Here is a 735-nt window from a genome sequence, read left to right as displayed (position 1 = left end):
GGGTTCGCGACCATGGGTCTCCCACTCCACGAGCAGCGTGCCCTCGGCCTCCGCCCAGTCCTGCAGGGCCACGGCGAGCGCGGCGACGAGGACCGCATCCGGGCGTGCCTCCAGACCCGCCGGGATCCGGTCGAGCACGGCCGCCGCGATCCGGGCATCCCCCACCCGCCAGAGACGGAGCGCCGTCGAGGACTCGGGGCCGGGGATCGGATGCGGGAAGACCGCGCACGAGCGGTCGGCGACACGACGCCAATGGGATTCCTCGACCGGATCGAGGCGGCGTTCCTCCAGGGCCAGCGCCCGACGGCGCCAGGCCGACTCCGGTGCCGTCGGGAGATCGCGCCCGTCGAGTAGACGAGCGAGTTCGTCGACGAGGATGCGCCAGGAGATGCCGTCGATCACGAGATGGTGCGCCACGAGGACGAGCACCCCATCGGCCGGCAGGAACCCGGCTGACACCATCCGCCCCTCGGTCGGAGCCAGTGCCCCACGCATGCGGGGCAGTAGATCGGCCACGTCGGTGCCCTCGAACAGCGGGATGGGCGTGGGGGCGACGGGTATCTCGGCGTGCCAGTCTCCGCCCGAGTCCTCCCGGACGACGAGGGAGAGCACCGGATGCCGCGCGACGAGGCCGGCGAGTGCGGCCGTCACCCCCGCGGTGTCGACACCCGGCACGCGGATCTCGACACTCTGCGCATAGTCGCGCACGTCCTCGAGCGACGGGGCGAGCGCCTG

1 protein-coding gene is annotated in these 735 nt (G+C 72.9%); it reads right to left on the bottom strand.

Features of this window, described 5'->3' with window-relative positions; genetic code table 11:
- On the bottom strand, positions 1 to 735 hold a 735-nt coding region (locus DSP71_RS14250), incomplete at both ends, for a condensation domain-containing protein (RefSeq protein ID WP_220151124.1).

Origin of the sequence: Microbacterium sp. H6 (assembly GCF_003314775.1) — a bacterium.
Lineage (GTDB): Bacteria > Actinomycetota > Actinomycetes > Actinomycetales > Microbacteriaceae > Microbacterium > Microbacterium oxydans.
This window is presented reverse-complemented; position numbering and strand designations above follow the sequence as displayed.